The 26,920-nt window shown below is 71.9% G+C and carries 26 protein-coding genes; 11 read left to right on the plus strand and 15 right to left on the minus strand.

All coding sequences use genetic code 11. The annotated features are described in order from the left end of the window. Positions 1-51 precede the first annotated feature (51 nt). Positions 52-813: a peptidylprolyl isomerase gene (locus ACXR8F_RS11370; RefSeq protein ID WP_458800519.1), complete on the plus strand. Its 762-nt coding sequence runs from the start codon at positions 52-54 to the stop codon at positions 811-813. Between the two features lie 101 nt (positions 814-914). Next, positions 915-1,748 carry a tyrosine-protein phosphatase gene (locus ACXR8F_RS11375; protein WP_458800521.1) on the plus strand — a complete coding sequence of 278 codons (834 nt, stop codon included), beginning with the start codon at positions 915-917 and terminating at the stop codon, positions 1,746-1,748. A 6-nt stretch (positions 1,749-1,754) separates the two neighbouring features. Here ACXR8F_RS11375 and ACXR8F_RS11380 read toward each other — a convergent pair whose 3' ends face one another. Further along, the gene (locus ACXR8F_RS11380; protein ID WP_458800523.1) at positions 1,755-2,225 is read right to left on the minus strand and encodes a hotdog fold domain-containing protein; all 471 of its coding nucleotides are present in this window, start codon (positions 2,223-2,225) and stop codon (positions 1,755-1,757) included. 144 nt (positions 2,226-2,369) lie between these two features. After that, the gene (gene lepA / locus ACXR8F_RS11385; RefSeq protein ID WP_458800813.1) at positions 2,370-4,214 is read right to left on the minus strand and encodes a translation elongation factor 4; all 1,845 of its coding nucleotides are present in this window, start codon (positions 4,212-4,214) and stop codon (positions 2,370-2,372) included. A gap of 184 nt (positions 4,215-4,398) precedes the next feature. Here lepA and ACXR8F_RS11390 point away from each other — a divergent pair, with 184 nt between their 5' ends. Further along, the gene (locus tag ACXR8F_RS11390) at positions 4,399-5,544 is read left to right on the plus strand and encodes a M48 family metallopeptidase (protein ID WP_458800525.1); all 1,146 of its coding nucleotides are present in this window, start codon (positions 4,399-4,401) and stop codon (positions 5,542-5,544) included. After that, positions 5,532-5,885: a cupin domain-containing protein gene (locus ACXR8F_RS11395; RefSeq protein ID WP_458800527.1), complete on the plus strand. Its 354-nt coding sequence runs from the start codon at positions 5,532-5,534 to the stop codon at positions 5,883-5,885. Before ACXR8F_RS11390 ends, ACXR8F_RS11395 begins: the two co-directional genes overlap by 13 nt. Here ACXR8F_RS11395 and ACXR8F_RS11400 read toward each other — a convergent pair. Further along, entirely contained in the window at positions 5,866-7,095 is a 1,230-nt protein-coding gene (locus ACXR8F_RS11400; protein WP_045190441.1) for an MFS transporter, read from the minus strand. The two genes, ACXR8F_RS11395 and ACXR8F_RS11400, sit on opposite strands and share 20 nt — an antisense overlap. Positions 7,096-7,225: 130 nt before the next feature. Here ACXR8F_RS11400 and ACXR8F_RS11405 point away from each other — a divergent pair, with 130 nt between their 5' ends. Continuing rightward, a complete protein-coding gene (locus tag ACXR8F_RS11405) occupies positions 7,226-7,750 on the plus strand; it encodes a type II toxin-antitoxin system PemK/MazF family toxin (protein ID WP_458800529.1) in 525 nt (174 codons plus the stop codon). A 96-nt stretch (positions 7,751-7,846) separates the two neighbouring features. Here the strand turns inward: ACXR8F_RS11405 and rpsT are convergent, their stop codons facing one another. Continuing rightward, positions 7,847-8,107 carry a 30S ribosomal protein S20 gene (gene rpsT, locus ACXR8F_RS11410; protein WP_045190444.1) on the minus strand — a complete coding sequence of 87 codons (261 nt, stop codon included), beginning with the start codon at positions 8,105-8,107 and terminating at the stop codon, positions 7,847-7,849. Between the two features lie 209 nt (positions 8,108-8,316). Further along, complete coding sequence (gene holA, locus ACXR8F_RS11415) at positions 8,317-9,276, minus strand: DNA polymerase III subunit delta (protein WP_458800530.1); 960 nt, start codon at positions 9,274-9,276, stop codon at positions 8,317-8,319. Positions 9,277-9,338: 62 nt separating this feature from the next. Between holA and ACXR8F_RS11420 the strand changes: the two genes are divergently transcribed. Further along, positions 9,339-10,328 carry a prohibitin family protein gene (locus ACXR8F_RS11420; RefSeq protein WP_458800532.1) on the plus strand — a complete coding sequence of 330 codons (990 nt, stop codon included), beginning with the start codon at positions 9,339-9,341 and terminating at the stop codon, positions 10,326-10,328. Between the two features lie 6 nt (positions 10,329-10,334). Here the strand turns inward: ACXR8F_RS11420 and ACXR8F_RS11425 are convergent, their stop codons facing one another. Then, positions 10,335-12,575, minus strand: a complete 2,241-nt coding sequence (locus ACXR8F_RS11425; protein WP_045190448.1) for an ATP-dependent DNA helicase — start codon at positions 12,573-12,575, stop codon at positions 10,335-10,337. A gap of 577 nt (positions 12,576-13,152) precedes the next feature. Between ACXR8F_RS11425 and ACXR8F_RS11430 the strand changes: the two genes are divergently transcribed. Further along, on the plus strand, positions 13,153-14,892 hold the full coding sequence (locus ACXR8F_RS11430; protein ID WP_458800534.1) for a formate--tetrahydrofolate ligase: 1,740 nt from the start codon (positions 13,153-13,155) through the stop codon (positions 14,890-14,892). Between the two features lie 58 nt (positions 14,893-14,950). Here ACXR8F_RS11430 and ACXR8F_RS11435 read toward each other — a convergent pair whose 3' ends face one another. The 3 genes from ACXR8F_RS11435 to hflX form a co-directional block, all read right to left on the minus strand. Next, positions 14,951-16,021 (minus strand): GNAT family N-acetyltransferase, encoded by a 1,071-nt coding sequence (locus ACXR8F_RS11435; protein ID WP_458800536.1) that lies wholly within the window; start codon positions 16,019-16,021, stop codon positions 14,951-14,953. Next, the gene (locus ACXR8F_RS11440; RefSeq protein ID WP_458800538.1) at positions 16,018-16,173 is read right to left on the minus strand and encodes a hypothetical protein; all 156 of its coding nucleotides are present in this window, start codon (positions 16,171-16,173) and stop codon (positions 16,018-16,020) included. The genes ACXR8F_RS11435 and ACXR8F_RS11440 overlap by 4 nt, the downstream gene beginning before the upstream one ends. Positions 16,174-16,261: 88 nt before the next feature. Beyond that, a complete protein-coding gene (hflX, locus tag ACXR8F_RS11445) occupies positions 16,262-17,767 on the minus strand; it encodes a GTPase HflX (RefSeq protein WP_045190453.1) in 1,506 nt (501 codons plus the stop codon). Positions 17,768-17,864: 97 nt separating this feature from the next. Between hflX and ACXR8F_RS11450 the strand changes: the two genes are divergently transcribed. From ACXR8F_RS11450 to ACXR8F_RS11460, 3 genes are read left to right on the plus strand one after another with little or no spacing between them, the layout of a single operon-like run. Next, positions 17,865-18,500 carry a hypothetical protein gene (locus ACXR8F_RS11450; RefSeq protein ID WP_458800540.1) on the plus strand — a complete coding sequence of 212 codons (636 nt, stop codon included), beginning with the start codon at positions 17,865-17,867 and terminating at the stop codon, positions 18,498-18,500. A 58-nt stretch (positions 18,501-18,558) separates the two neighbouring features. Next, positions 18,559-19,170 (plus strand): class I SAM-dependent methyltransferase, encoded by a 612-nt coding sequence (locus ACXR8F_RS11455; protein ID WP_458800542.1) that lies wholly within the window; start codon positions 18,559-18,561, stop codon positions 19,168-19,170. Continuing rightward, on the plus strand, positions 19,163-19,993 hold the full coding sequence (locus tag ACXR8F_RS11460) for a nucleotidyltransferase domain-containing protein (protein ID WP_458800543.1): 831 nt from the start codon (positions 19,163-19,165) through the stop codon (positions 19,991-19,993). The genes ACXR8F_RS11455 and ACXR8F_RS11460 overlap by 8 nt, the downstream gene beginning before the upstream one ends. A 51-nt stretch (positions 19,994-20,044) precedes the next feature. On the opposite strand, the gene dapF is transcribed toward ACXR8F_RS11460, so the two are convergent. Genes dapF through miaB form a run of 4 tightly spaced genes read right to left on the minus strand, consistent with a single transcriptional unit; the run spans position 20,045 to position 24,133 of the window. Then, positions 20,045-20,896, minus strand: coding sequence for a diaminopimelate epimerase (gene dapF, locus ACXR8F_RS11465; protein WP_045190458.1), 852 nt, complete (start codon positions 20,894-20,896; stop codon positions 20,045-20,047). A gap of 1 nt (position 20,897) precedes the next feature. Next, positions 20,898-21,863 (minus strand): tRNA (adenosine(37)-N6)-dimethylallyltransferase MiaA, encoded by a 966-nt coding sequence (gene miaA, locus ACXR8F_RS11470; RefSeq protein ID WP_458800545.1) that lies wholly within the window; start codon positions 21,861-21,863, stop codon positions 20,898-20,900. A gap of 50 nt (positions 21,864-21,913) precedes the next feature. Further along, on the minus strand, positions 21,914-22,528 hold the full coding sequence (gene def, locus ACXR8F_RS11475) for a peptide deformylase (RefSeq protein WP_045190461.1): 615 nt from the start codon (positions 22,526-22,528) through the stop codon (positions 21,914-21,916). Between the two features lie 42 nt (positions 22,529-22,570). Continuing rightward, a complete protein-coding gene (gene miaB, locus ACXR8F_RS11480; RefSeq protein WP_458800547.1) occupies positions 22,571-24,133 on the minus strand; it encodes a tRNA (N6-isopentenyl adenosine(37)-C2)-methylthiotransferase MiaB in 1,563 nt (520 codons plus the stop codon). A gap of 184 nt (positions 24,134-24,317) precedes the next feature. Here miaB and ACXR8F_RS11485 point away from each other — a divergent pair, with 184 nt between their 5' ends. Further along, positions 24,318-24,938: a YceI family protein gene (locus ACXR8F_RS11485; RefSeq protein ID WP_458800549.1), complete on the plus strand. Its 621-nt coding sequence runs from the start codon at positions 24,318-24,320 to the stop codon at positions 24,936-24,938. A 120-nt stretch (positions 24,939-25,058) separates the two neighbouring features. On the opposite strand, the gene ACXR8F_RS11490 is transcribed toward ACXR8F_RS11485, so the two are convergent. After that, on the minus strand, positions 25,059-25,877 hold the full coding sequence (locus ACXR8F_RS11490; protein ID WP_458800551.1) for a regulatory protein RecX: 819 nt from the start codon (positions 25,875-25,877) through the stop codon (positions 25,059-25,061). A 2-nt stretch (positions 25,878-25,879) separates the two neighbouring features. Continuing rightward, the gene (recA, locus tag ACXR8F_RS11495; RefSeq protein ID WP_458800815.1) at positions 25,880-26,911 is read right to left on the minus strand and encodes a recombinase RecA; all 1,032 of its coding nucleotides are present in this window, start codon (positions 26,909-26,911) and stop codon (positions 25,880-25,882) included. Positions 26,912-26,920: the final 9 nt, after the last annotated feature.

The raw sequence follows: 26,920 nt of genomic DNA on the forward strand, positions 1-26,920 counted from the left end.
TCCCAGCCGGAACGGGGTGGCTCGTCACCCCCGCAGACGTACGCTGCGCTCATGGTGGCTGCTCACCTGCGCGCCGGGCGGACCGGAGCGGTCGGCTCGACGGTGATCCCGCTCGTCGTGGGCCTCGCGACGGCCCTGGGCCTCGCGGCGTGCGACGGCTCGAGCCGCGATGCACGGACGGCCGGCAGCCGCGCCGGTGCGGGCGCGACCGTCCCGTCGAGCCCCGCCGCTGCGATCACGTGCGCGCCTCCCCCGCCGACCCCCACCGCCGTCCCGACCTTCTCGAGCGCCCCACCCGCGGGGGTCGCGGCGGACGCGACGTGGGACGTCACCGTCGTGACGACGTGCGGGGAGCTCCACCTTGCCCTCGACGGACGGGCTGCTCCGCGGAGCGTCGCCTCGTTCGTCACGCTCGCGCGCTCGGGCTACTGGACCGACAGCGTCTGCCACCGGCTCACGTCGCGCCAGGCACCCACGGCCTTCCTCCAGTGCGGCGACCCCTCCGGTCACGGCACCGCCGACCCCGGCTACGACCTGCCGCTCGAGCACGTGCCCGCCGACCGGACCTACCGCGTCGGCGACGTGGGCCTGGCCCGCGGCGACGACACGGCCGGGACGGCCGGTGAGTTCTTCGTCGTGCACCGCACCTTCACCGTGCCACCCGGGGGCGTCCTCTACTCGGTGATCGGACACGTCACGGCCGGACAGGACGTCGTCCAGCACGTCGCGGGCAAGGCCGGCGAGGACACGCGACCGGACGGACCGCCGTTCCAGTCCATCAGCGTCCACGCCGTCCGCGTCGCGCAGCGCTGAGCTGAGCTGCGACGGCCTGCGTCACCTGCGCCACGCGGCTCTGTCAGGTCATGCCCGGTGGCGGCTGCCAGACCCTCAGCACCGTCGCCTAGGGTGCAAGGGTGTACCGCCCCAACTGGATCGAGCTCGACGGCGTCGTCAACATGCGAGACCTCGGCGGGATGGTGACCAGCAGCGGCGACGAGGTGCGCCCGCACCGGTTGCTGCGTTCGGACAACCTCCAGGACCTGACGCCGCAGGCGGTCGACGCGCTCGTGCGGACCTACGAGGTCTCCGACATCGTCGACCTGCGCACCCACGTCGAGGTCGCGAAGGAGGGCGAGGGTCCGCTGCTCGCCGTCGACGGTGTGACGCACCACCACCACACGCTCTACCGCGAGGACACCGCCGAGTCGGGCATCCCCGCCGCCGAGCGCGCCCTGCCGTGGGAGACCGACGAGCGACGCGAGGCCGCCGCAGCGGCCGCAGCCGCAGAGGCGGAGGCCGAGCACCGGCGCAGCCACGAGCAGTTCTGGTCGGAGCACTACCTCGGCTACCTCGCCCAGCGCCCGGACTCGGTCCTGGCCGCCCTCCACGCGATCGCCTCGAGCCGTGGCGCCGCGGTGGTCCACTGCGCCGCCGGAAAGGACCGCACCGGCACCGTCGTGGGTCTCGCGCTCAAGGTGGTCGGGGTGCCCGACGAGCTCGTCATCGCCGACTTCGCCGCCTCCGCGGAACGGGTCGCCGCGATCATGGACCGCCTGCGGGCCAAGCCTGCCTACGCCGACAACCTCAAGGACAAGACGGTGGCGCAGCAGTCACCGACCACCGAGACGATGCGGATGCTGCTCGCGACGCTCGACGAGCGCTACGACGGTCCGCTCGGCTGGCTGAGCGCCCACGGCTGGACCGCGGCCGACACCGAGCGGATGCGGCGCAAGCTGCTCTCGACCTGACGACCCTCAGGAGCGCGGGCTCACGTAGAGGTGGATCGTCCCCTCGACCGTGACCACCCCGTCGGCACGCGTCGCCGTCACGGTGACCGGCACCTCGGACGAGGCGCCCTCGGCAGGCGCCCACGCCGCGGGATCGGTCACGGCCGTGCAGGTCAGGTCGCTGGTCGACTTCGCGAGGTAGCGCACGTCCATCCCCCTCGGGATCCAGCGGTGGGTGGGGGCGATGCTCGCCTCGGCGAGCAGGCCCATGGCCGCCTCCAGCCCGTTGCACGCGGCGATCGCATGCACGGTGCCGATGTGGTTCTGCACCCGGCGCCGCTTCGGCACGACGACGACGGCCCGGTTGGGCCCGACCTCGACGACCCGGGGCCGCACGGACCGGAAGTAGGGCGCCGCCGCGCTGAACGCGAGCGCAAACACCCGCTTGCCCAGTGGCACGTGCTCGAGACGGCGATACAGCGCGTAGGCGTCGACCATGGCGCAAGGTTACCGACGGGTAGGCTCGCGCGCCACGCAGCCGTCCGGGCGGCGGTCGGATCGCCGCCCAGACGGCCACGCGTACGACGCACCCACACTCCGGCCGTGGTATCCACGGTACGACCGTGAGCGCCCTTGTGCGCGCTACTTCTTCGTCTTGCCCGCGTCGCCGTCGCTCGAGAGGGCAGCGACGAAGGCCTCCTGCGGCACCTCGACCCGGCCGACCATCTTCATCCGCTTCTTGCCCTCCTTCTGCTTCTCGAGCAGCTTGCGCTTGCGGCTGATGTCGCCGCCGTAGCACTTGGCGAGCACGTCCTTGCGGATCGCGCGGATGTTCTCTCGGGCGATGATGCGCGAGCCGATGGCGGCCTGGATCGGCACCTCGAACTGCTGGCGCGGGATGAGGTCCTTGAGCTTGCCGGCCATCATGACGCCGTACGCGTAGGCCTTGTCCTTGTGGACGATGGCGCTGAACGCGTCGACCGACTCACCCTGGAGCAGGATCTGCACCTTGACGAGGTCGGCGACCTGGTCGCCGTCGGGCTCGTAGTCGAGCGAGGCGTAGCCACGCGTGCGCGACTTCAGCTGGTCGAAGAAGTCGAAGACGATCTCGGCGAGCGGCAGCGTGTAGCGCATCTCGACGCGGTCCTCGGAGAGGTAGTCCATGCCGCGCAGGTTGCCGCGCTTCTGCTGGCAGAGCTCCATGATGGCGCCGACGAACTCGCTCGGCGCGAGGACCGTGGCCCGCACGACCGGCTCGCTCACCTCGGAGACCTTGCCCTCGGGGAACTCGCTCGGGTTGGTGACGTGGATCTGCTTGCCGTCGTCCATCGTCACGTCGTAGACGACGTTCGGCTGGGTCGAGATGAGGTCGAGGTTGAACTCGCGCTCGAGCCGCTCACGCACGATCTCGAGGTGGAGCAGGCCGAGGAAGCCGCACCGGAAGCCGAAGCCGAGCGCGGCAGACGTCTCGGGCTCGTAGACGAGCGCGGCGTCGTTGAGCTTGAGCTTGTCGAGCGCCTCGCGCAGGTCGGGGTAGTCGGAGCCGTCGATGGGATAGAGGCCGGAGAAGACCATCGGCTTCGGGTCGCGGTAGCCGCCGAGGTCCTTGCTGGCCGGCTTGCTCGCGTTCGTGACGGTGTCGCCGACGCGCGACTGGCGCACGTCCTTCACCCCGGTGATGAGGTAGCCGACCTCGCCGACGCCGAGCCCCTTGGAGGGCACCGGCTCGGGGCTGATGACGCCGATCTCGAGGAGCTCGTGCGTCGCCCTCGTCGACATCATGACGATGCGCTCGCGCGGGTTGAGGTTGCCGTCGACGACGCGCACGTAGGTGACGACGCCACGGTAGGTGTCGTAGACCGAGTCGAAGATCATCGCGCGGGCCGGGGCGTTCGCGTCGCCCGTCGGGGCCGGGAGCTGGCGCACGATCGTGTCGAGCAGCGGCTCGACGCCCTCGCCGGTCTTGCCCGACACCTTGAGGCAGTCCTCGGGCTCGCCGCCGATGAGCTTGGCGAGCTCCTCGGCGTACTTCTCCGGCTGGGCGGCCGGTAGGTCGATCTTGTTGAGCACCGGGATGATCGTGAGGTCGTTCTCCATCGCGAGGTAGAGGTTCGCGAGGGTCTGGGCCTCGATGCCCTGGGCGGCGTCGACGAGCAGGATCGCGCCCTCGCAGGCGGCCAGCGAACGCGACACCTCGTAGGTGAAGTCCACGTGCCCGGGGGTGTCGATCATGTTGAGCGCGTACGTGGTGCTCTCGAGCTCCCACGGCATGCGCACCGCCTGGCTCTTGATGGTGATGCCGCGCTCGCGCTCGATGTCCATGCGGTCGAGGTACTGCGCGCGCATGGCGCGCGAGTCGACGACGCCGGTGAGCTGCAGCATGCGGTCGGCCAGCGTCGACTTGCCGTGGTCGATGTGCGCGATGATGCAGAAGTTGCGGATCAGGTCCGGCGGCGTTGCGTTGGGTGCCAACGCGGAGCGGGCCATGGGCGACACGTGGGACGAACCTCGCAGAGTCAGTGGACAGGTCAGGCGGATCGGTGGTGCCGGTCGGGTGGGGACCGAGCGCGCCGTCGCTTTGGCGACGCGCCGCCGAGATCAGCACAGTCTCCCATGCTTTGCGGGTGCACCGCTCACACCCCTCGCGTCGCGGTGACGGACAATGGCGCGCATGCGTGCCCAACCCATGCAGGTCCTGCCCGTGGCGCCCGGATCGCACCTGCCGCTGCGGCGTCACGTGCGCCACCCGCGCGAGATCCTCACGCTGGTCATCGCGATCATCACGTCGCTGCTGCTGCTCGTCGCGGCCTTCGGCGAGGTGCTCCTCGCCTTCGACGAGGACCGCACGCCCGACGTCTACGCCCTCGCCCTGATCTTCGCGCCGCTGCTCGTGTGGTTCGCCCGTGGCCAGCTGTGGGCCATGCAGCGCCTGAACGGCATCCGGCTGACGCCCGAGCAGTTCCCCGAGGCGTACGCGATGCTGCTCGACGCGGCGGCCCGCGCGGGCCTCTCGTACGTGCCCGACGCGTACGTCGTGCTCGGCAACGGGGTCATCAACGCGGCCGCCTCGGGCCACGGCTTCCGTCGCTTCGTCATGGTCAACAGCGACCTGCTGGAGGTCGGGGGCGCGGCGCGCGAGCCCGACGCCCTGCGGTTCGTCATCGCGCACGAGGTGGGCCACATCGCCGCCGGTCACACGAGCTACTGGCGCATCCTCGGCACCTTCGCGTCGCAGTGGATCCCGCTCGTCGGTGCGACCCTGAGCCGGGCCCAGGAGTACACCGCCGACAACTACGGCCACGCGCTCGTGCCGCACGGCGCGCGCTCGGCCATGGCGACGCTCGCCGGCGGCAAGTACCTCGGCCGGTCCGTCGACGTCGACGCGATGGCCGACCGGGCCGTCACCGAGCCCGGCTTCTTCGTGTGGGTCACCAACGCCGCCGCCAGCCACCCGGTGCTGCTCTGGCGCATGCACGCCCTGCGTGACCGGCGCCGTCCGGGCCGCCTGCTCTGGCGCCCCCGAGAGCCGTGGCTGTGGGGCGAGCCGGCCACTCCCGGCACGTACGCGCTGCCCGCGATGGTCGGCTTCACGCCCACGGCCCTCCCCGCTACCGCGCGGCAGGCGGTGACCGGCGGCTACGCCTACGCGGGGGCCGTCGGCTCACCGGTCGTCGACCACACGTCTCCCGTGGACGGCTCAGCACCGCCCCTCGGTCATGCCGTGTCGAACCACGACGCGTCGGTTCGACGTGAGGACGGGGCGGGCGACCCGCTCCCGACCGACCCCACGAGAGAGGACGACCGGTGGAGACCCTGATCAGCCGCGCCGACGGGCGCGAGGACGGCGAGGACTGGACCGAGAACTACGAGGAGCTGCCCGGCGGCGCCGGCATCAGCATCATCCTCGAGTCCACGACGCAGGCGGGCGTCGGCCCGCGTCTGCACCAGCACCCGTATGCCGAGACGTTCATCATCAGACGCGGCTCGGCCACCTTCACCGTCGGCGCCGGCGAGGACGCGCGCGAGGTCGTCGGCAGGGCCGGGCAGGTGCTCGTCGTCCCTGCCGACACCCCGCACCGCTTCCGCACCGGCTCGGGGGGCTACGAGGCAGTGCACATCCACGCGAACGAGCGCTTCGTCACCGAGTGGCTGGAGTGACGGCGGCCCGCTGAGCGGGTGCCACCGGGGCGACCGCGGCGCTGCCGCGCCGCTCCACCAGTGCCGAGGCGACGGCCACCCCGACGCCGAGCACCGCGAGACCGGCCCCGACGAGGCTCGGCGCGCCGTAGCCCCAGCCGGCGGCCAGCACGAGAGATCCCAGCCAGGCGCCGAGCGCGTTGGCCGTGTTGAGCGTCGAATGGTTGAGTGCCGCCGCGAGCGACTGGCCCTCGTGCGCCACGTCCATGAGGCGCGTCTGCAGCAGGGGCACGACGATCGAGGGCAGCAACCCCAGCACGAAGACGAGGGCGACCGCGAGCCAGAGCGTGCGGGCCGCGAACCCGAAGACACCCAGCAGGAGCGCGATGAGCCCGAGCGCCCCGATGATGCCGTTGAGCACGCCGACGCGGTTCGCCACGCGACCGCTCAGCACCATGCCGACGACCATGCCGACGCCGTAGGCCGCGAGCACCCACGGGATGTGGCTCTCCTCCAGGCCGGCGAGCTCGGTCATCGTCGGCGTGATGAAGGAGTACATCGCGAACATGCCGCCGAAGCCGACGACACCGACCAGCAGGGCCAGCCAGACCTGGAGCCGGCGCAGGGCCCGCATCTCGGTGCGCATCGACTCCTCGCCGCTCGGCGGCTGGTGGGGCAGCCAGATCGCGATCGCGCCCACCGTGACCGCGGCGACGAGGCCCACGAGCAGGTAGGGCAGGTGCCACGAGAAGCGCTGCCCGAGAAGGGTGGCCACCGGCACGCCCACGACGTTCGCGACGCCGAGACCCCCGAGGATCGCGGCGACGGCGGCGGTGCGCCGCTGGTGCGACACGAGCGAGGCTGCGACGACGGAGCCGATGCCGAAGAACGCGCCGTGCGGCACACCGGCGAGGAAGCGCGCGGCCATCACGGTGGGGTACGTGTCGGCCGCCGCGATCGCCAGGTGCGCGACGGCGAAGAACGCCATGAGGCCCATGAGCAGGCCCTTGCGCGGCACCTTCGCGAAGACGACGGCGATGAGCGGAGCCCCGACGACCACGCCGAGCGCGTACGCCGAGACGTAGTGTCCCGACGTCGCGATGTCGACGCCGGTGCCGTCGGCGATCTGCGGCAGCAGGCCCATCGTCACGAACTCGGTGGTCCCGATCGCAAAGCCCCCGACGGCGAGGGCGAGGATGGCGAGGGTGGTGCGGCGGGCGGCGGGGCTCACAGATGGTCTCCGGGGTCTCGGCAGGTCGGCGTCCAGCGGCGCGCGACGGCGCCTGGCGGTTGGTGTCTCGGATCGCCGTCGACCCGGTGTCGGCCCCAACGGTAACGGCGTCGCGGCTACGGTGATTCCCATGCCCACGACCTTCGAGCGCCTCCTCGGCCGGCTGCGCGGCCTCGTGCGCGGCACGTCGACAGCCCCTGCCAGACGCCAGGACGCGAGGGTCCGCGCAGGTCGGCCGTCGGAGGCCGGCTACCCGGGTGACGCCACACGGCTGCCCGACGCGGCCTACGCGCCGAAGCCCGACGGTCGCCCCGACCCCGGCGAGATCGTGTGGACGTGGGTGCCCTACGAGGAGGACCACTCCCAGGGCAAGGACCGGCCCGTCCTCATCGTCGGCCGCGACGGCGAGTGGCTCGTGGGCCTACCTCTGACGAGCAAGGACCACGACCGCGACGAGCAGCAGGAGCGGCGCTCGGGCCGCGAGTGGGTCGACATCGGCTCCGGTGCGTGGGACCGGCAGGGCCGGCCCAGCGAGGTGCGTGTCAACCGGCTCGTGCGGGTCGACCCCGACGGTGTCCGCCGCGAGGGTGCGGTGCTCCCCCGCGACCGCTACGACGAGGTCGTCTCCGCCGTCCGAGCGCACCACCGGGGCTGAGCGCCGGACGCGGTCGAGCCCGCCCTCCGTCCCCGAGACGCAGATCGGGCCCGTCACCGTGAGGTGACGGGCCCGATCACGCTGTGGGCGGCCGTGTCAGAGCGACGCGACCTTCTTCGCCAGCGCCGACTTCTTGTTGGCGGCCTGGTTCTGGTGGATGACACCCTTGGAGACAGCCTTGTCGAGCTTCTTCGAGGCGGTCTTGAGGGCCTCGGCAGCGGCGTCCTTGTCGCCGGAGGCAGTAGCCTCGCGGACCTTGCGGACCCAGGTGCGGAGCTCGCTCTTGACGGCCTTGTTGCGCTCGGTGCGCGTGCGGTTCGTCTTGATGCGCTTGAGCTGCGACTTGATGTTTGCCACGTGTGTTCTTTCGTTCGGTCGGATGGTTGCCGTTAGAGGGCGGCAAAGCTGCTCGGGACTGGGCGTGGGGACACCCTGCGTGAGCAGCTCTGGGTGCTGCAGACGTGCGCGCACGACCTGAGCGCGCACGCGACGCCCAAAGTTACCAGCGGCGGCCGTGCGCGACCAAACCGGCCGCCTGCCGTCGGGTCCGGGGCCGACGACCCCGCTCAGCGGGCGGCACGGGCCCGCGCGATCGTGAGGATGGCCCGCTCGACGGCATACACGGGGTCGCGGCCACCGCCCTTGACCTCGAAGTCGGCCGCCGCCACGGCCTGGACGGCGACCGCCAGGCCGTCGGCGCTCCAGTGACCCACGGCGCGTCGGGCCTTGTCGACCTGCCAGGGCGCCATGCCCAGGCTCTTGGCGAGCTGGCCCGAGCTGCCCCGACCGGCTGCGCCGACCTTGATCAGCTGGCGCAGCTGCGAGGCGATCACGGCGACGATCGGCACGGGGTCGACGCCGGTGGCGATGGCGTGCCGCAGCAGGCGCAGCGCCTCGCCGGAGTGCCCGGCGATCGTGGCGTCGGCGACCCGGAAGCCCGTGGCCTCGACCTTGCCTCCGTGGTAGGTGTCGACGACGGCGTCGTCGACGGTGCCCTCGGTGTCGGACACGAGCTGGGAGCAGGCGGCCGCGAGCTCGCGGACGTCCTTGCCGACCGCCTCGATGAGCGCGCGCACCCCCTCGCTCGTGATCTTGCGCCGGGCTGCCGCGAACTCCTTCAGGACGAAGTCGGTCTTGTCGCGGTCGGTCTTGACGGCGGGGCAGTCGATGACGCGCGCCCCCGCCTTCCTCATCGTGTCGAGGACCTTCTTGCCCTTCATGCCGCCGCCGTGGGCGACGACGAGCCCCACGTCGGGGTCGGGCGCTGCGAGGAGCGAGAGCAGGTCGAGCTGCAGCTCGTCGGGTGACTCGTGCAGGTCACGCACGACGATGGTCTTGGCGCCGCCGAAGAGGGACGGGCTGGCGTGCATCTGCAGCGCCCCGGACTCGTAGGTTGCGGGGTCGATGCGGATGACCTCGGCGTCGGCCTCGCGGGCCGCGTGCAGCACCGATGCGACGGCGCGCTCGACGAGAACTCCCTCCGGTCCGGTCACGAGCACGAAGGGCGGAACGGCCGGGTCGGTCATGGCGTCAACTGTGCCATGCGGTCCCGACAGCTGGGCCGCCCGTCCCCGTGGAAGTGAAGGTCATGTTCGCCCTCGTCCTCGCCCTCGTGCTCGCCGCCGTCGGTCTCGTCCTGCTCCGCCTCAAGGACCATCCGAAGAAGCTGAGCCGCTACGCCGTGATCCCCTTCGGGATCGCACTCTTCCTCGTGGCGAGCGCCTCGTACTACCGGCTCGACGCCGGCGAGGCCGCCGTGACCAAGACGTTCGGAACGGTAGGCGACGAGGCCATCAGCGCCACCGGCATCCACCTCAAGGCCCCGTGGCAGGACCTCATCAGGTTCGACATCCGCAACCAGACCATCTCGCTCGACGAGGACGGCGGCCGGGTCTCGACCGTGACGAGCGACAACGCGACCGTCGCCTACGACGTCACGATCCGCTACTCCCTCAACCCGGGCAAGCTGCCCGAGATCATCCGGCAGTACCCCGACCAGGAGACCTTCATCGCCCGTGCGGTGCTTCCGGGCGTCTCGTCGGTCACGCGCGACGCCCCGACGACGTTCGCCGCCGCCGCGGTGCGCCAGTCCCGTGGACAGCTCGCCCAGCGCATCACCGAGGGTCTCGAGAAGCGCCTCGGCGAGGTCGGCGTGACCGTCGAGCAGGTCGACCCGCGCGCGATCACCCTCGACCAGAACGTGCAGGCCAACTACGACAAGGTGCAGAGCTCGCTCGCCAACGCCGAGGCGGCCAAGGCCGACCTGCAGACCGCGCTCGCCAAGGCCGAGATCACGAAGACCGAGGCGCAGGCGACCTCCGACGCCGACCAGATCATCCGCTGCGGTGCCACCTCGACCCAGGTCAAGGAGGTCATCAACGGCAAGGAGGTCACGGCCGTCAAGGTCGTGCCGGTCACCTCGGACAAGTGCCAGAACCGCCTCAACGAGCAGGTCCTCATGAGCAAGTACATCGACATGCTCAAGGAGCACGGCGACTCGCTCATCGTCGTCCCGCAGGGCACGCAGAACCTGCTCCAGCTCCCGGCCGTCCCGGGATCGTCCACCAAGAGCCAGTAGCAGGCCTCAGTCGAAGAGGGCGCCCGAGGCGAGGGTCAGGCCGAGCTGCTCGACCCTCGCCCGGATGGTCTCCTCGGGCAGCTCGAAGTGGTCCACGAGCTCGTCGAGCTGCATGCCCGACTCCGCGGCGTCGCGCAGCTCCTCGTCCTGCTCGTCGGTCCATGCGTGGCCCGACGTCACGGCGTTGCGCGTCGACGGGGCGACGGGCGGCGGACCGGCCACCGGTCTCGGGTGCTCGGTGCCGTCGGCGTCGGCGCGAGCACCCGTGAGCGACCGCAGCGCCGGCTCCTCCACCGGGACCGGAGGGGGGGCCATCGCGTCGAGCCGCTCGAGCGCGGCCAGCACCATCTTCTTGTCGGTGGTCGGGTAGAAGGGCGGCAGCGAGCGCTGGAGGAAGCCGGCATACCTCGCCGTCATCATCCGCGAGTCGAGGAACGCGACGACGCCGCGGTCGTCGGCGCGGCGCACGAGCCGCCCGGCGCCCTGGGCGAGACGCAGCGCGGCGTGGGTCGCCGACACGGCCATGAAGCCGTTGCCGCCCATGCGGGCGATGGCCTGCGAGCGTGCCGACGCGAGTGGGTCGTCGGGGCGCGGGAACGGGATGCGGTCGATGATGACGAGCTGGCACGACGAGCCCGGCACGTCGACGCCCTGCCAGAGCGTCAGCGTGCCGAAGAGGCAGGTGCGCGGGTCGCGGGCGAACTGGCGCACCAGCGTCGTGATCTGGTCCTCGCCCTGGCACAGGACGGGGATGTCGTCACCGAAACGCGCCCGCATGACCTCGGCAGCGGTCTGGGCGGCACGCATCGACGAGAACAGCCCGAGGGTGCGCCCACCGGCCGCGCGGACCAGCTGCTCGATCTCGTCGAGGGTGTCGTCGCCGGCGCCGTCGCGGCCCGGCGGCGGCAGGTGGGCCGCGACGTAGGCGATGGCCTGCTTGGGGTAGTCGAACGGGCTGCCGACGTCGAGCCCCTGCCACTTCGGCGCCCCCTCACCCCGGAGGCCGATCGTGCCGGCGACCGCGTCGAAGGTGCCACCGAGCTCGAGGGTCGCCGACGTGAGCACGACGGTGCGCGCGTCGAACACCTTGTCGCGCACCAGCATCGCGACGCTCATCGGGGCAACCCGCAGAACCGGCCCGCGGCGCTGGTCGCGGTTCAGCCACACGACGTCGAGCTCGCGCTCCTCCAGGATGCGCTCGGCGTTCTCGTGCACCTCGTCGACGGCGGCGCGCGCGACCTGGCGCGCACCGTCGGACTCCTGCCCCGGCGGCGGCTTGAGGTCACTCTGCACCACGCGGGCCGTGTCGCGCACCCGCGCGAGCGCCAGACCCACGGAGTCGGGGACGCCGAGCATGCGCCCCTCCTCGAGGGGCTCGAGCGCCTGCGCGAGCAGCTCGCCCGCCTCGTCGAGAGCCGCCGTGTTGTCGGACATGCGCCCGGCCTTCTTCGCCGCGGTCATGACCATGGTGCCGGTGAGCTCGTCGGTGATGGTGGCGGTCACCCGGTCGACGAGCTCGTGGGCCTCGTCGACGACGAGCACGTCGTGCTCGGGCAGCATCTGGCGACCCTCGAACGAGTCGATCGCCATGAAGGAGTGGTTGGTCACGACGACGTCGACGTCCTGCGCGGCGGCCCGGGCACGCTCGACGAAGCACTCGGCGACGAGCGGGCACTTGCCGCCCATGCACTCGTGGGCCGACACGGACACCTGGCGCCAGGCCCGCTCCGAGACGCCGGGCACGAGCTCGTCACGGTCGCCGGAGTCGGTGGTCGAGGCCCACTCGCGCAGCCGCACCACCTCCTGGCCGAGACGGCCGACGCCGGCGTCGACCTGCCCGACCGAGAGCAGGCCGTCCTCCTCGTCGGGAAAACCGCCCTCGAGCTTGTTGAGGCACACGTAGTTGCGCCGTCCCTTGACCAGGGCGTAGGTGGGACGCCGGCCGAGCACGGGTGCGAGGGCGTCGGCGACCCGCGGCATGTCGCGGTCGACGATCTGCCCCTGCAGGGCGAGCGTGGCGGTCGCGACCACGGCCGGCTTGCCGGCCTCGAAAGCGTGCGCCACCGCCGGCACGAGGTAGGCCAGGGACTTGCCGGTGCCGGTGCCGGCCTGCACGAGCAGGTGCTCTCCGCTCTCGACGGCCTTCCACACGGCCTGCGCCATCTCGACCTGACCGGGACGCTCCGCGCCGCCGACCCCCGACACCGCGGCGTGGAGGAGTTCGTCGAGCGCGGGTCGCTGGGCCATCGGGAAAGCGTATGCCGCCGAGCCGGGCCCTCGTGCGCGGTGTCCCCCGTGAGTCGTGCGCGGAGGTCGACCCGGTCCGTCTCGCGCCCGTCCGGAGGGGCCGGGGCGAGCCGGTACTAGTACCAAGAGACAGTGACTGGGAGCGCCCCCACGGGCCTACCCTGAAGGTGTCAGTGATCCTGATGCTCCGCTCGACCTCGAGGGAGACACGCGATGGCCACGTCACCGACAGACGCCCTCCGCCGAGTCATGCAGCCGGCTCGACGCGAACCAGGTCACTCCCGCGTTGCTCCCGAACCGCTCCCCCACAGGTCGTGCAGGCCTCCCCGTCCCTGACGCTCGACGTGCGAGCTCGGCCCCTCGGAGCTCGGACCTCCCCGGCACTGCTCGAGCCCTCCCCCCTGGCTCACTCCCCCCGGTGAAGTGCCGGAGAACGGTGCCGGTTCCCGACCACCCCCCGCGGTCGGGAACCGGCACTCGGCTCCTCACTGGCGCGCACCGGCGGTGGGACCGACATCACGGCCGCGCATCCCCCGATTGCGCCCCACGAGCGGCCGCCCGGGAGTTCCATCGAGGTATGAGCGCAAAGATGCCCAGAGACCTCGACATCGCCGCCGCGGCGACCCTGCGGCCGCTCGTCGAGGTGGCCGCCGACCTCGGCGTGAGCGAGGAACACCTGGAGCCCTGGGGCCGCGACGTCGCCAAGATCGACCTCGGCGTCCTCGACCGATCGGCCCGGCAGGACACGTCGCCCGCGCAGCACCGGCCGGGCGAGCAGAACCGCGCGAAGTACGTCGTGGTCACGGCGATCACCCCGACGCCGCTCGGGGAGGGCAAGACCACGACGTCGGTCGGGCTGGCGCAGGCGCTGGCGAGCACGGGCAGCCGGGCCGTGGTGTGCCTGCGCCAGCCCTCGATGGGCCCCACCTTCGGCATCAAGGGCGGCGCCGCCGGGGGCGGCTACAGCCAGGTCGTCCCGATGGAACGCCTCAACCTGCACCTCACGGGCGACTTCCACGCGGTGACGGCCGCGCACAACCTGCTGGCGGCGATGGTCGACAACCACCTGCACCAGGGCAACAAGCTCGGCATCGACGTGCGCAACATCACCTGGCGACGCGTGCTCGACGTCAACGACCGCGCGCTGCGCACCGTCATCGTGGGCATCGGCTCGCGCGACGACGGGCTCGTGCGCCAGACCGGCTTCGACATCACCGCCGCCAGCGAGGTCATGGTGCTGCTGACGCTGGCCACCTCGCTCGAGGACCTGCGGCTGCGGCTCGGACGCATCGTGGTCGCCTACACGGTGGAGGGCAAGAGCGTCACCGCCGACGACCTCGGCGCGGCGGGAGCCATGGCGGTGATCCTCCGCGACGCCCTCAAGCCGAACCTGCTCCAGACGCTCGAAGGCGGACCGGCGATCGTGCACTGCGGTCCGTTCGGCAACATCGCCACCGGCACGTCGTCCGTCATCGCCGACCTCGTCGGGGTGCGCGGCAGCGACTACGTCATCACCGAGGCCGGCTTCGGGGCCGACATGGGCGCCGAGCGCTTCTTCGACGTCAAGTGCCGGGTCAGCGGCCTCGTGCCCGACGCGGCGGTTCTGGTGGCCACGGTGCGCGCGCTCAAGGCCCACTCCGGCCACTGGACCATCAAGCCGGGCCGGCCGCTGCCCGAGGGCCTGCTCGACGAGGACCCGCAGGAGGTCACGGCGGGCCTGCCGAACCTGCGCAAGCACATCGAGATCATCCAGCGCTTCGGCATCCGGCCCGTCGTCGCCATCAACGCCTTCCCGACCGACCACGACTCGGAGCACGACGTGGTGCGCGCACTGTGCGACGAGCTGGGTGTCCGCTGCGCGGTGACCACCCACGTCGCCGACGGCGGGGCCGGCGCGCGTGAGCTGGCGCGGGCCGTCGTCGACGCAGCCCACGAGCCCTCGGACTTCCGGTTCCTCTACCCGCTCGAGCTCCCGCTCGCCGAGAAGATCGAGGCGATCGCCACCGAGATCTACGGCGCCGACGGCATCGATGTCAGCCCCGCGGCCGCCAAGGCCCTCAAGGAGTACGAGCGACTCGGCTTCGGCAACCTCCCGGTCGTCATCGCCAAGACGCACCTGTCCATCTCGTCGGACCCGACGCTCAAGGGGGCGCCGACGGGCTGGCGGCTGCCCGTGCGCGAGGTGCGGGCCGCCGTGGGCGCCGGCTACGTCTACGCGATCTGCGGCGACATGCGGACCATGCCCGGTCTGCCGAAGTCGCCGAACGCCGAGCGGATCGACATCCGCGAGGACGGTTCGACGACGGGGCTGTCCTGACGACGCGCTGTGCTGACGACGCGCTGTCCTGACGACGGGCCGGCGGTCGCCACGCCGCTCAGCGGAGCGGGCCCCCGTCGACGCGACGGGCCATGGCGACGTCGTCGCGGTAGTCGGTGGCGCTCAGCCGCAGGCCCCTCGGGACGCGCCCGACCTCGGCCCAGCCGGCCTTCGCGTAGAAGGCGCCGAGGCCGAGCCCGTCGCGGTAGTCGAGCCGGAGCAGCTCGACCCACGGCAGCTCGCGGCGCGCGACGCCGACCATGCCGCCGAGCAGGATGCGGCCGAGGTTCCTGCCCTGCGCCGACGGGTCGACCATGAGCCGCTTCAGGCCGGCCACGTGGGCGTACGGGAAGCCGCGCGAGTGCTCCCAGAACCCGAGCCCGCGCAGGCTCCCGGAGCCGGGGTCGACGAGCACGCAGAGCAGCGAGCGCCCGGCCCTCACCTCGTCGAGGTGCCGGTCGAGCGCGGCGGCGACCTCGGTGGCCGGGGCGCCCGGCAGGAACCCGACGGAGCCGCCGGCGTCGTTGACGCGCACCCACAGGTCCACGACGTCGCCGCGGACGTCGTCGACCGCCGCTGCCGGCAGCACCCGCACCCTGGGGGCCTCGAGGTATGCCATCGGCTCTCCGTCAACGTCGTCCCTGGACGAACGAGTGCCCACCTGCACGAGCCCCGCGCGCGTGGCCGTGCGCAGCGAGGCCGTGTTGGCGGTGTCGACCATCGCGGTCACGACGGTGTCAGGACGGTGCTCGACACCCCACGCGACGAGAGCGCGGGAGATCTCCGTCCCGAGGCCCGAACCCAGCCGGTCGTGCGCGAGCCGGTAGTAGAGGTTGAGGGCGCTGCCGTCGGAGTCCTTGTGGCGCAGGCCCGCCCACCCGATCACCTCGCCGGTCGCGCGGTCGACGACAGCGGCATACCCCAGCTCGGCGGTCTCCCAGTCGGCCAGGTCGGCCGCGAGACGGTCGCGGCACCGCTCGGAGCTCGGCATGGTCGCCGGGGCGTGCGCGTAGGTGCGGGGGTCGGTGTGCAGCCGCACGTAGTCGTCGAGGTCGTCGGCCTGCGGCCGCCGCAGGACGACCCGCTCGGTCGTGACCCACGCTCCCGGTGGGTCCCCCGTCGCGGTCACTGCGACCGGCGCTCGGGCGCCCGCGTCTCGCAGACGGCCAGGGGGGCGCCGTCGCAGCACGGCTCGATGTAGAGGCACGCGGGACAGCGGTTGTGCGCCTGCTCGGCGTACATCTGCGTGCCGCAGTAGGGGCAGGGGATCTCGAGAGCCATGAACCCATCCTTTCCGACAGCACCGACGCCCGGCGGGTGACCCGCCGGGCGTCGTGTCGAGAAGGGCCGTGGTGCGTCGGCGGGCCGCTCAGCTCGCGACGACGACGTACGCCGTGAGGTCGGCCTCGATCTCCGGCGTGACCTTCGCGCGCACCCGGGTGCCGTCGGCGACGTGCTCGCTCTCGAGGATCTCGGCCTCGTCGTGCAGGCGCGAGACGAGGTCGCCGCGGTCGTAGGGCACGAGCACCTCGACCTCGATGTCGGGCTTGGGCAGCTCGTCGGCGATGAGCGCCCGCAGCTCGGCCAGACCCTCGCCGGTGCGCGCCGACACGGTCACGCAGTGCTTCTCGTGGCGGCGCAGTCGGTCGAGCACCTCAGGGTCGGCGATGTCGGCCTTGTTGACGACGATGATCTCCTTGATCTGGTCGCCACCGACCTCGGCGAGCACGCCCCGGACGGCCGTGATCTGCCCCTCCGGGTCGGGGTGCGAGCCGTCGACGACGTGCAGGAGCAGGTCGGAGTCGCCGACCTCCTCGAGCGTCGACCTGAACGCCTCGACGAGCTGGTGCGGCAGGCTGCGCACGAAGCCGACGGTGTCGGCCAGCGTGTAGACGCGGCCGTCCTCGGTCTCGGTGCGGCGCACCGTCGGGTCGAGGGTCGCGAACAGCTGGTTCTCGACGAGCACGCCGGCCCCGGTGAGCCGGTTGAGCAGCGAGCTCTTGCCGGCGTTGGTGTAGCCGGCGATCGCGACCGACGGGACGCCACCGACGCGGCGTGACTGGCGCCTCGTGTCGCGGCTGGTCTTCATGCCCTTGATGTCACGGCGGAGCTTGGCGATCTTGGTGTTGATGCGGCGCCGGTCGAGCTCGATCTTCGTCTCGCCGGGGCCACGGGAACCGATGCCCTCACCGCCGGCGACGCGGCCACCGGCCTGTCGGGACATCGACTCACCCCAGCCACGCAGGCGCGGCAGCAGGTACTGCAGCTGGGCCAGCTCCACCTGGGCGCGGCCCTCGCGGCTCTTGGCGTGCTGGGCGAAGATGTCGAGGATCAGCGCAGTGCGGTCGATGACCTTGACCTTGACGACGTCCTCGAGCGCGCGCCGCTGGCTGGGCGCCAGCTCACCGTCGCAGATCACGGTGTCGGCACCCTCGGCGACGACGATGTCGCGCAGCTCGACGGCCTTGCCCTTGCCGAGCCACGTGGCGGGGTCGGGGCGCTGGCGCCGCTGGATGACACCCTCGAGCACGGTCGAACCCGCGGTCTCGGCGAGCGCCGCGAGCTCGCGTATCGAGTTCTCGGCGTCCTCGGCGCTGCCCTCGGTCCAGACACCGGCCAGCACGACACGCTCGAGGCGCAGCTGGCGGTACTCGACCTCGGTGATGTCCTCGAGCTCGGTCGAGAGGCCCTGGACCCGCCGGAGCGCCGCACGCTCCTCGCGCTCGAGCTGGTCACCGTCGTAGAGGGGGAACTGGGCCCCGTCGGTCTCGAGGTCGTCAGCAGCCAGCGCGGTGGCGCGGGTGCCGAACAGGTGGCGCTCGCGGTCGGTGCCGCGAGCGGAGTCGCTGGTGTGGTTGCTGTGGTTGCTCGTCATGTTCTCCCTATGGTCCCAAAGGTCCAACGCCACGGGCCACTCGTTTGTGCCCGCACCTCGCACGAGAACGCCTCCCGCGCCGGGTACGGTGGCGGCGATGGCCGACCCCGGCCTGGCGTACACGCCGTACGCGTGGCAGCGCGGCGACGCGATGCTCGGCGCGCGCACGTGCACGACGGAGCAGGTGGGGGCAGCCCGCACGGACGCGTGCTTCGTGCCGGTGCCCGGCCGCGTGACCGGACGGTTCAGCCGCGGCGAGTGGCGCTTCACCCCCGATGCCGGTCGCCCGGACGCGTACGTGCGTTTCGCCGATGACAACCCCTACGACACCTCCCGGTGGCCGCCGGACCTTGCGCGTCTGCTCGGCGGCGAGCCCACGACAGCGCTCTACTGGGGGAAGGACCCGGTGGCGTTCATGGTCGGGGCGAAGCGGGTCGACACGCTGTCCTACGGATCCACCACGGTCATGGTCGGGCTGTGGGGCGGAGTCATGGGGCTGTCCTTCGGGGCGGCCTCCCTCCGGTCGCTGTTGCGCCGCCGGCCCGGACGCCTCGACGTGACCCTCGCGGTGTCGGGAGTCGTCGCCCTCGTGCTCCTCGGCGTGGACATCGGCGGCGCGGTGAGCTGGGGCGCCGAGGCGCTCTGGTGGGGCGCACTGGTCGCGGGGGTCCTGATGGCGCCGAGCCGCTGGACGAGGTCGTGGGCGGCGCTCGCCGCCCGGCGACGGAGCTGACCGCCGCCCACCGGAGCAGGTGGGGCGCGAGCGCACCCACGCCGATACGGTGGCCGTGATGAGCGAGCCGACCGACCACTACTTCAGCGCCGAGCCGGCTACGCCGGAGGAGCGGCGCAGCATCGAGGTGACCCTCGAGGGCCGCCGTCTCACGCTGACGACGGCGCGCGGCGTCTACAGCCCCGACCGCCTCGACCCGGGAACGACGGTCCTGCTCGCAGGGGTGCCGGACCCGAGCCCCACCGGAGACCTGCTCGACATCGGCTGCGGCTGGGGGCCCATCTCCATCTCCCTGGCGCTGCGCTCCCCCGGTGCGCGTGTCTGGGGCGTCGACGTCAACCGCCGCGCGCTCGACCTGGCCCGCGCGAACGCGGCGGCCGCCGGCGCCGACTCGATCACCTTCTGCGAGCCTGACGAGGTGCCGGACGACCTGCGCTTCGCCACGATCTGGTCGAACCCGCCCATCCACGTCGGCAAGGCCGCCCTGCACGCCCTGCTCGAGCGATGGCTGCCCCGTCTCTCGGACGACGGTGTCGCGTACCTCGTCGTGCAGAAGCACCTCGGCTCCGACTCCCTGCAGAAGTGGCTCAACGCGCACGACTGGGGCCTGGTCTGCACGCGCCTGTCGTCGGCGAAGGCCTTCCGCATCCTCGAGGTCCGCCGTGCCTGAGCCCACGGCGGCCGTCGACGACGCCAAGGCGCTCGTCGAGCTGTGGTTCCCCGATGCCCGGGCTGCCTGGCTCGGCGGCAGCGTCGTGCTCGGGTCGGCGACGCCCGGCTCGGACCTCGACGTCACGGTGCTCCTCGGCGGGCCGCCGGCGCCCTACCGCGACTCGCGACGGTTCCGGGGCTGGCCCGTCGAGCTCTTCGTGCACACGGACACCTCGCTCGGGCACTACCTGCGGCAGGACGTGCGCGCGGGCCGTCCGACGATGCCGCGCCTCGTCGGGCGCTCCGTGCTGCTGCGCGACACCGACGGCAGCGGCGCCCAGTGGCAGACCACGGCCCGCGCCCTCCTGGCCGAGGGCCCGTCCCGGCTCTCCGGGGACGACCTCGCGACCCTGCGGTATGCCGTCACCGACCTCCTCGACGACGTCACCCACGCGCACGACGGCCACGAGCGCCTGGTCAGCGCGACTCTCCTCGCCGACGAGAGTGCGCGGCTGCTGCTGCACGGCTCGGGCCACTGGTGGGGTCGGGGCAAGTGGGTCGCCCGCGAGCTGGCCGACCTCGACCGCACCGAGGACGCCGCAGGAGGCGGCGGCACCGGGGACCACAGGAACACCGGCTGGGCGGCCCGCCACGAGCAGGCGCTCGTCACGGCGGCGGCGGGTGACGTGTCGCTCCTGCTCGCGTTCGCCGACGAGGTGCTGGCTCGCCATGGAGGCCCGCTCTTCGAGGGTCACCGGCTGGTCGGCACCGATCCCGGAGCCCGGGACCCTGCGCAGCCCGCAGAGGCGACGGACGAGGCGGACGCCGCCGGGTCGCGGTGACCCGCCGCTCCGACGAGCCGTCGACCCAACGCCGGTCTGGGGTCCCGAGGGTCAGAGGGGGAAGTCGCCGTCGGCGACGAGAGCGGCTGGGCCGGCCAGCTCGACCCGCTGACCCGGCAGGGGCGTCACGGTCAGACGACCGCCGGGCACGTCGACCGTCCATGGGCTGAGGTCCTCGACCCCGGACCAGAAGCGCGTCGCGAGAGCCGCGGCCGCGGCCCCGGTGCCGCAGGACCGGGTCTCGCCGACGCCGCGCTCGTGGACGCGCATCTCGATGTGGCCCGGCCCGACCGCGCGGACGAACTCGACGTTCGCGCCGCCGGCCGGCTCGGGGTGAAGCTGCGGCGCCTCGGAGAGGTCGAGGTTCTCGAGGGCGATCCCCTCGGGCAGCATGACCACCGCGTGCGGGTTGCCGAGGTCGAGCGACAGGGCCGGCACGGGCTTGCCGTGGCGTGGACGCACCATGATGTCGAAGCCGTCGCGGCGCGCACCCTCCTCGTCGGCGAGGCGCCACGGGCCGAGGTCGACGGCATACCCCTGCTCGACGACGCGCACCGTCTTGACGCCGGCTCGGGTGGCGATGGAGAAGCTCGACCCGAAGGCCAGCCCCTCGCGACGGAGGAACTCGGCGAAGACCCGGGTGCCGTTGCCGCACATCTCGGCCAGGGAGCCGTCCGCGTTGCGGTAGTCCATGAACCACTCCGCCTCGGCCGCCTGGGCGCGGACGGCCTCGTCGGTGGCGTGCGCGGTGCGCACCACGCGGATGACGCCGTCGGCGCCGAGTCCGGCGTGGCGGTCGGCGATCCGCTGCACCTGGGCCGGCGTGAGCTCGAGCGATCCCTCGAGGTCGGGGACGAGGACGAAGTCGTTCTCGGTGCCGTGGCCCTTGGCGAAGCGTGTCATGTCAGCCATTCTCCGGCATGGCGTGCGACGCCTCCGCACCCGCCGCGCTGATCGCGCCCAGAGCCTGGTCGAGCAGGTCGTCGGCGAGCGCGTCGAGCCACACGATGCGCGGGTCGGGGCGGAACCACGACTCCTGCCGACGGGCATAGCGTCGGGTGGCCTGCGCGGTGTCGAGCCGGGCCCCGACCTCGTCGAGCCGACCGTCGATGACGGCGATCGCCTGGCTGTAGCCGATGGCCCGGCTCGCGGTGACCCCGCTCCTGAGCCCGCGGCCCAGGAGCATCTCGGTCTCGTCGCGCAGGCCCTGCTCCCACATGCGGTCCACGCGGTGGGAGATGCGTTCGTCGAGGACCTGCCGGTCGACGCGCAGACCGAGGAGGACCGCGGGAGAAAGCAGCTCGCGCTTCGGCATCGAGGCGCTGAACGCGCGACCGGTCAGCTCGATGACCTCGAGCGCGCGCACGACACGTCGCACGTTGCCGGGGAGGATCGTGGCGGCTGCCTGCGGGTCGGCGGCCTTGAGACGTGCATGCAGGACGTCACCGCCCAACGCCTCCGCCTCGGCCTCGAGCCGGGACCGCACCCCGGGGTCGGTCGGCGGGATCTCGAGCCGGTCGAGCGCGGCCCTGACGTAGAGGCCGGAGCCGCCGACGAGCACGGGTCGGTGGCCGCGTGCCGTGATGGCCGCGAAGTCACGACGGGCAGCCTCCTGGTAGGCCGCGACGCTGGCGTCCTCGGTGACGTCGAGGACGTCGAGCTCGTGGTGGGCGATGCCGCGCCTCTCGGCGACGGCCAGCTTGGCGGTGCCGATGTCCATGCCCCGGTAGAACTGCATGGCGTCGGCGTTGACGACCTCGCCGCCGAGGCGCTCGGCCAGGTCGAGAGCGAGGTCGGACTTGCCAGTGGCGGTCGCCCCGACGACCGCCACGATGGGTGCGGCCGGGTCGGCGAGGGGCGCAGTGCTCACCTGGGGCCTCGCAGGACGGCGGGCGTCAGACGGTGGACCACCGAGGGCACTCAGCCGATGAGCTCGTCGGCGTGCTCGTCGCTCTGCTCGTCGTCGTGCCCGAAGGGGTCGCGGTCGACACCGGGGTGCCACGACTGGCCGGGCTTGCCCCACCCGTTGCGCTTGACGGCCTTGCGTGCCTTCTTCGACTGGCGCTCGTCGAGCCGATCGACGTAGAGCGTGCCGTTGAGGTGGTCGTACTCGTGCTGCATGCAGCGCGCGAACCAGCCGGTCGCGTCGAACTCGACACGGTTGCCGTCGAGGTCGAGGCCGACGACGTGCGCACGGTCGGCGCGCTTGAGCGGGAACGCCTCGCCCGGCACCGAGAGGCACCCCTCGGTCTCCTCGTCGGGGTTGGGGCGCTCCTGCGGGATCTTCGACGTCGTGACGGTCGGGTTGATGACGTGGCCCTGCTCGGGCACGCCGTCCTCGTTGGCCATCTTCCAGATGAAGACCCGGAGCCCGACCCCCACCTGCGGCGCGGCGAGCCCGACACCGTTGGCGGCGACGTTCGTCTCGTACATGTCCTCGACGAGGGTCCTGAGGTCCTCGTCGAACTCGGTCACGAGGGCGGCCGAACGGTGCAGGACGGGCTCACCCGTGATGACGATGGGTCGCACAGTCATGCGCCAAGTCAAGCACGAGGGGGCGAGAGGTCCCGAACCGGCTCAGGCGATCGAGCACCCAGGCGTGACCGGCGCGGCCGCCGGACGGCCGATCGACGGCATACCGAGGCTGACCGCCGGCTTGCCCGAGCCCTGCGGGGCGTCCTGGAGCGCCGCCCACGCGTCGCCCCCGGGAGTGCGCCGGACGGCATACGTGCCCCCCTCGATGCCGGAGTCGGCGACGAGGTGGTGCGGCGCACCGTACGTCACGGCCACGGTGACCATGTCGCCGGGGCGCGGCACCTCCGCGCCCGCCGGCACCGCGAAGTGCACGAGCCGGTTGTCTCGTGCGCGACCCGACAGACGCTTGGTCTCGGAGTCCTTGCGGCCCTCGGAGGGAGCGACCAGCACCTCGACCCCACGGCCCTCGAGGGTGCGGTTCTCGGCCCAGCTGACCTCTTCCTGGAGCGCGATGAGGCGGTCGAAGCGCTCCTGCACCACCGGCTTCGGCACCTGGTGCTCCATCGTCGCGGCGGGCGTGCCCGGACGGATGGAGTACTGGAAGGTGAAGGCGCTCGAGAAGCGGGACTCGCGCACGACGTCGAGGGTGCCCTGAAAGTCCTCCTCGGTCTCACCGGGGAAGCCGACGATGAGGTCGGTCGTGATGGCGGCGTCGGGGATGTGGCGCCGGACGTTCTCGATGATGCCGAGGAACTTCGTGCTGCGGTACGAGCGGCGCATGTCCTTCAGCACCTTGTCGGAGCCGGACTGCAGCGGCATGTGCAGGCTCGGCATGACGTTGGGCGTCTCGGCCATGGCGAGGATGACGTCCTCGGTGAAGGCGGCCGGGTGCGGGCTGGTGAACCGGACCCGCTCCAGGCCCTCGATCTCGCCGCAGGCGCGCAGCAGCTTGCCGAACGCGAGGCGGTCGCCGAACTCGACGCCGTAGGTGTTGACGTTCTGCCCGAGGAGGGTCACCTCGACCACGCCCTGCGCCACGAGCGCCTCGATCTCGGCGAGGATCTCGCCGGGGCGGCGGTCCTGCTCCTTGCCGCGCAGGCTCGGCACGATGCAGAACGTGCACGTGTTGTTGCAGCCGACCGAGATCGACACCCAGGCGCTGTAGGCCGAGTCACGACGCGTGGGCAGCGTCGAGGGGAAGACCTCGAGGCTTTCGAGGATCTCGACCTCGGCACGCTTGTTGTGCGCCGCACGGTCGAGCAGCGCGGGCAGCGAGCCGATGTTGTGGGTGCCGAAGACGACGTCGACCCACGGCGCACGCTTGACGATCGTGCCGCGGTCCTTCTGCGCCATGCAGCCGCCGACGGCGATCTGCATGTCGGGGTTCGCGAGCTTGGCCGGACGCAGCTGGCCGAGGTTGCCGTAGAGCTTGTTGTCGGCGTTCTCGCGCACGGCACACGTGTTGAAGACGACGACGTCGGCGACCGCGGGCCGCTCCTCGGCAGGGAGGCTCGCGAGGTCGACGTAGCCGGCGGTCTCGAGGAGCCCGGCAAGGCGCTCGCTGTCGTGGACGTTCATCTGGCACCCGTGGGTGCGCACGTCGTACGTCCTGCCCGTGCGGCTCTCGGAGGTGACGGGCTGTTGCGCGGAGGTCTGCATAGTCATGGCACCGACAAGGGTACGGCGTGCGCCGGGAGACGACGGCCGGCCGCGGCGCATCAGCCGAGATGCGGCGGCACCGGGAATACCCCACGGGCCGAGCCAGTTGACCCAGGTGCTTGACAGTTCAACCAAACTTCGGCATCATAGTGATTGAACATTTAACCACCTACGTCAAAGGACGCTCCCCATGGGTCTCTTCAACCGCACCAAGTCCGACTCCAACGAGGCCGTCGAGCCTGCTGCCGTCGCCTCCGTCGCCGTCTCCGACATCTCCGGTGACTACACGCTCGACCCGAGCCACACCCGTATCGGCTTCTCGGCCCGTCACGCGATGGTGACCAAGGTCCGCGGCAACTTCGAGCAGTTCGAGGGCTCGGCCACGGTCGACACCGCGAACCCGGCCAACTCCTCGGTCAAGGTCGTCATCGAGGCCGCCTCCGTCACGACGCACAACGAGCAGCGCGACGGTCACCTCAAGACCCCCGACTTCTTCGACGTCGCCAACTACCCGCAGATCACCTTCGTCTCGACGAACGTCGAGCGCGACGGCTCCGAGTGGGCCATCACCGGCGACCTGACGATCAACGGCGTCACCAAGTCGATCACGGTGCCCTTCGAGGAGACCGGCTCGGCCAAGGACCCGTTCGGCAACACCCGCGTCGGCTTCGAGGGTGAGACCACCATCGACCGCACCGACTGGAACCTCTCCTTCAACGCCGCCCTCGAGACCGGCGGCGTCCTCGTGAGCGAGAAGGTCAAGCTCGAGTTCGACATCTCGGCGATCGCCGTCGTGCCCGCGCAGGCCTGAGCCTCCAGCACCACACCCGAAGGGGGTGGGGACCGAAAGGTCCTCACCCCCTTGTGCTCTCCCGGGACCCGCAGACCGTGCAGCGGCCACACGACCCCGCAGCGAGTCGCGCCAGAAGTCTCAGTCGCGCCGGTGCTCGGGCAGGCCGTCGACGCCGTCCCGGATGACCGGCCAGGCCACCTCACCGGAGTAACCCTTGCGCGCGAGCATGCCGGCCAGGCGGCGGGCCTGGACCTCCGGGGGCAGGCCGCGCATCGAGCGCAGCTTCTTGGCGACGAGCTGCTCGGCACGCAGGCGCTCGTCGTTCGCCCCGACCTGGCCGAGCGCCTCGTCGGCGACCTCCTGGTCGATGCCCTGCTTGCGCAGCTCGTGCGCCAGCGCCCGACGCGCGAGACCCTTGCCGGCCTGACGCGACCGCACCAGTATCTGGGCGTAGGCCTCGTCGTCGACGAGCCCCACCTCGGTCATGCGGTCGAGGACCTTGGCGGCGACCGTGTCGTCGCAGCCCCGCTGACGCAGCTTGCGCTCGAGCTGGGCCCGGCTGCGCGGCGCCATGCTCAGCTGGCGCAGCACGATGGCCCGGGCCACCGACTCCGCGTCGGCTTCGGGGACCTCGACCTCGACGTCGTCGGGCGGCGGCGTCCAGGGGCGCCGCTCCCCAGTCGGCGCGGTGTCGACGGGCGCCTCGTCCACGGGCACGGCCCAGTCGGGCCGCTCCGCGGAGTCGGCCGCAGCCCACCCGGTGCGGCGCGCGGCGCCGCCGCGCCGTGGTTCAGCGCGAGCAGGTCGCCGCCCGGCCCGGGCCGCCCCTCCCGTGCGCTTGCGCGACGGAGGAGGGTCGTCGGACGCGGCGGCCCGCGCCTCGACGACACCCTGCGCCTCGGCGAGGGCGGCCGCGGCGCGGGCCAGACGTTCCTGCGGTGACTCGTGTGCCGGCACGATCAGAAGTCGACGGGCACGTCCGCGACCTCGGCGGGCATGTCGACGCGCGGCCCGACGCCGAGCTTCTCCTTGACCTTCTTCTCGATCTCGTCGGCGAGGTCGGGGTTGTCCTTGAGGAAGTTGCGGGCATTCTCCTTGCCCTGACCGAGCTGGTCGCCCTCGTAGGTGTACCAGGCACCGGCCTTGCGGACGAAGCCGTGCTCGACGCCCATGTCGATGAGGCCGCCTTCGCGCGAGATGCCATGGCCGTAGAGGATGTCGAACTCCGCCTGCTTGAACGGCGGCGACACCTTGTTCTTGACGACCTTGACGCGGGTGCGGTTGCCGACGGGCTCGGTGCCGTCCTTGAGGGTCTCGATGCGACGCACGTCGAGGCGGACCGAGGCGTAGAACTTGAGCGCCTTGCCACCGGTGGTCGTCTCGGGCGAGCCGAACATGACACCGATCTTCTCGCGGAGCTGGTTGATGAAGATCGCCGTCGTGCCGGTGTTGTTGAGGGCGCCGGTGAGCTTGCGCAGCGCCTGGCTCATGAGGCGGGCCTGCAGACCCACGTGGCTGTCGCCCATCTCGCCCTCGATCTCGGCGCGCGGCACGAGCGCGGCGACGGAGTCGATGACGATGATGTCGAGGGCGCCGGAGCGGATCAGCATGTCGGCGATCTCGAGCGCCTGCTCACCGGTGTCGGGCTGGGACACGAGGAGGGCGTCGGTGTCGACACCGAGCTTCTTGGCGTAGTCCGGGTCGAGCGCGTGCTCGGCGTCGATGAAGGCCGCGATGCCCCCGGCCCGCTGGGCGTTGGCCACGGCGTGGAGCGCGACCGTCGTCTTGCCCGAGGACTCGGGGCCGTAGACCTCGATGATGCGTCCGCGGGGCAGGCCGCCGATGCCGAGGGCCACGTCGAGGGCGATCGAGCCGGTCGGGATGACCTCGATCGGCGGACGGACGTCGTCGCCGAGGCGCATCACCGCGCCCTTGCCGTAGTTCTTCTCGATCTGGCCCATCACCGAGGTGAGCGCCTTGTCCTTGTCCATCGCCTTCGC

It is taken from the genome of Terrabacter sp. AAH1 (assembly GCF_054456855.1).

Excerpts from the sequence above, each read along its gene's own strand:
- recA (WP_458800815.1), bottom strand. The coding sequence starts at position 26,911 with ATGGACAAGGACAAGGCGCTCACCTCGGTGATGGGCCAGATCGAGAAG.
- dapF (WP_045190458.1), bottom strand. The coding sequence starts at position 20,896 with ATGACACGCTTCGCCAAGGGCCACGGCACCGAGAACGACTTCGTCCTC.
- ACXR8F_RS11450 (WP_458800540.1), top strand. The coding sequence starts at position 17,865 with ATGGCCGACCCCGGCCTGGCGTACACGCCGTACGCGTGGCAGCGCGGC.
- ACXR8F_RS11370 (WP_458800519.1), top strand. The coding sequence starts at position 52 with ATGGTGGCTGCTCACCTGCGCGCCGGGCGGACCGGAGCGGTCGGCTCG.
- miaB (WP_458800547.1), bottom strand. The coding sequence starts at position 24,133 with ATGACTATGCAGACCTCCGCGCAACAGCCCGTCACCTCCGAGAGCCGC.
- hflX (WP_045190453.1), bottom strand. The coding sequence starts at position 17,767 with ATGACGAGCAACCACAGCAACCACACCAGCGACTCCGCTCGCGGCACC.
- ACXR8F_RS11425 (WP_045190448.1), bottom strand. The coding sequence starts at position 12,575 with ATGGCCCAGCGACCCGCGCTCGACGAACTCCTCCACGCCGCGGTGTCG.
- ACXR8F_RS11420 (WP_458800532.1), top strand. The coding sequence starts at position 9,339 with ATGTTCGCCCTCGTCCTCGCCCTCGTGCTCGCCGCCGTCGGTCTCGTC.
- ACXR8F_RS11405 (WP_458800529.1), top strand. The coding sequence starts at position 7,226 with ATGCCCACGACCTTCGAGCGCCTCCTCGGCCGGCTGCGCGGCCTCGTG.
- ACXR8F_RS11390 (WP_458800525.1), top strand. The coding sequence starts at position 4,399 with ATGCGTGCCCAACCCATGCAGGTCCTGCCCGTGGCGCCCGGATCGCAC.
- lepA (WP_458800813.1), bottom strand. The coding sequence starts at position 4,214 with ATGGCCCGCTCCGCGTTGGCACCCAACGCAACGCCGCCGGACCTGATC.
- ACXR8F_RS11380 (WP_458800523.1), bottom strand. The coding sequence starts at position 2,225 with ATGGTCGACGCCTACGCGCTGTATCGCCGTCTCGAGCACGTGCCACTG.
- ACXR8F_RS11440 (WP_458800538.1), bottom strand. The coding sequence starts at position 16,173 with ATGGCTCTCGAGATCCCCTGCCCCTACTGCGGCACGCAGATGTACGCC.
- def (WP_045190461.1), bottom strand. The coding sequence starts at position 22,528 with ATGACTGTGCGACCCATCGTCATCACGGGTGAGCCCGTCCTGCACCGT.
- ACXR8F_RS11455 (WP_458800542.1), top strand. The coding sequence starts at position 18,559 with ATGAGCGAGCCGACCGACCACTACTTCAGCGCCGAGCCGGCTACGCCG.
- holA (WP_458800530.1), bottom strand. The coding sequence starts at position 9,276 with ATGACCGACCCGGCCGTTCCGCCCTTCGTGCTCGTGACCGGACCGGAG.
- ACXR8F_RS11485 (WP_458800549.1), top strand. The coding sequence starts at position 24,318 with ATGGGTCTCTTCAACCGCACCAAGTCCGACTCCAACGAGGCCGTCGAG.
- ACXR8F_RS11430 (WP_458800534.1), top strand. The coding sequence starts at position 13,153 with ATGAGCGCAAAGATGCCCAGAGACCTCGACATCGCCGCCGCGGCGACC.